The following is a 1,798-nucleotide window of genomic DNA, read 5'->3' as shown; positions in this document are numbered from 1 at the left end:
ATTTTTTTGTTGTTTACGGAGTAATCATGATGCTCAACGCTGCCGTCGCCGAGCCGAACACACATATTGATGAGCGCCGTACCAGCGTGCGTCACGCGGTACACATCGAGGCGATCCTGCACGCAGACGGCAAAGCCCAATCGACAATTATTGATGACTTATCCACAGGCGGTGCCGGCCTCAACGGCGCCATCGGCATTTTTGCCAACCAGCACGTCGAGATCGAATTCGGTTGCGGCAGATTCCAATTCCTGAGCCTGCGCATCACTGACCGAAGCCATGATGATCAAAATGCAATCAGCGCCCCATGCACGGGCCTCTGCCACCTGATAGGTGTCGTAAAGGAAATCTTTGCGCAAAACGGGCAGGAACGTTGCTGCCCGCGCTTCTTTGAGGAATGCAGGTGCGCCTTGAAACGAAGGGCCATCGGTAAGAACTGAAAGACAAGCCGCACCACCAACTTCATAGTCAGATGCGTGAGCGGCTGGGTTAAAATCCTCTCGGATCAAGCCTTTGGATGGGCTGGCTTTTTTAACTTCAGCGATCAGCGCATATTGGTCATTGTCGCGTTTGGCTTTTAAGGCGTTCAAAAAACCACGTGGCGCATCGGCGTTTCGGGCCAATGTTTCAAGATCGCCAAACGGCAAATCGAGTTTGGCCGCCGCAATTTCTTCGCGTTTATAAGCTTCGATTTTCTTTAGAATATCGGTCATTATTTGGCCACCTCGTTCGATACGCGAACTAAATCTTCAAGCTTGGCTTTTGCTGCGCTGCTATCAACTTGTTTTGCGGCAAGGTCTACACCAGCTTTGAGGGTGTCGACTTTGTTTAAGATCAAAAAGGCCGCCGCTGCGTTGAGCAGCGCAATGTCGCGGAATGGGGAAAGTTTGCCATCAAACAGTTCGCGCATGGCCGCCGCGTTTTCTTGCGGTGTGCCACCCAAAATATCTTTTGTTTCAGCTAAAGGCAGTCCAGCATCTGTTGGGGAAATTTCAAATTCGGTGATTTTGCCTTCTTTGATTTGCGCCACTGTGCTGGTGGTTGTCGTCGTCAATTCATCAAGACCATCATTGCCGAACACAACCCATGCGGATTTTGCGCCGTTTTTCAAAAGCGATTCTGCGACAGGGCGGACCCATTGTTTGTCAAAAACACCAAGCAGATAGTTTTTGACCCCAGCCGGGTTTGACTGAGGGCCGAGCAGGTTGAATATGGTGCGCACGCCCATTTCCTGCCGGGACGGTCCCACAAAGCGCATGGCCGCATGATGGTTGGGGGCAAACATAAAGCCAATGCCTGCGCGCTCGATGCAAGCGGCAATGCCTGCGGCGGGTAGATCGAGTTCTACGCCCAACGCCAATAGTGCTTCTGAGCTACCAGACTTTGACGAGAGGGCCTTGTTGCCGTGTTTGGCCACAGGGCAACCTGCCGAAGCCACAATAATCGAAGCGGTGGTGGAAATATTGTAGGTGCCAACGCCATCGCCGCCAGTGCCTACAATATCGATGGCATTGGCAGGTGCGGCTACCGGGCTCATTTTTTCGCGCAGGATAGAAACGGCGCCGGCAATTTCTTCAACGGTTTCGCCTTTGACCCGCAACGCCATCAAAAAAGCGCCGATTTGGGATGGTGTGGCTTCGCCAGACATAATGATATTCATCACATCGCGCATTTGGTCGAATGACAAATCGTTGCTGTCGCCGAGGTAGTTGAGCGTTTCTTTGATGTTCATGATGCGCTCCGGGGATTGGCCGCGTTAAACGCGTTGGCGATATCGATGAAATTTTGCACCATTTGG

Annotated in this window: 1 protein-coding gene and 1 pseudogene; both read right to left on the bottom strand. The window is 52.1% G+C overall.

What is annotated here, in order from left to right; translation table 11 throughout:
- Positions 1–206 precede the first annotated feature (206 nt).
- A pseudogene (locus tag Q0231_RS13705) lies at positions 207–713 on the bottom strand (indole-3-glycerol-phosphate synthase); the annotation flags it as partial.
- A complete protein-coding gene (trpD, locus tag Q0231_RS13700) occupies positions 713–1,732 on the bottom strand; it encodes an anthranilate phosphoribosyltransferase (protein WP_299348197.1) in 1,020 nt (339 codons plus the stop codon). The gene trpD and the pseudogene Q0231_RS13705, both read right to left, overlap by 1 nt.
- Between the last annotated feature and the right edge of the window lie 66 nt (positions 1,733–1,798).

The organism is uncultured Maritalea sp. (genome assembly GCF_937139385.1).
In the GTDB taxonomy this organism is placed as follows: Bacteria; Pseudomonadota; Alphaproteobacteria; order Rhizobiales; family Devosiaceae; genus Maritalea; species Maritalea porphyrae_A.
The sequence above is the reverse complement of the archived record's forward strand: the minus strand, read 5'-3'. Positions and strand labels throughout refer to the sequence as shown.

What these genes read in the sequence shown, in the direction of transcription:
- trpD (WP_299348197.1), bottom strand. Translation starts at nt 1,732, where the DNA reads ATGAACATCAAAGAAACGCTCAACTACCTCGGCGACAGCAACGATTTG.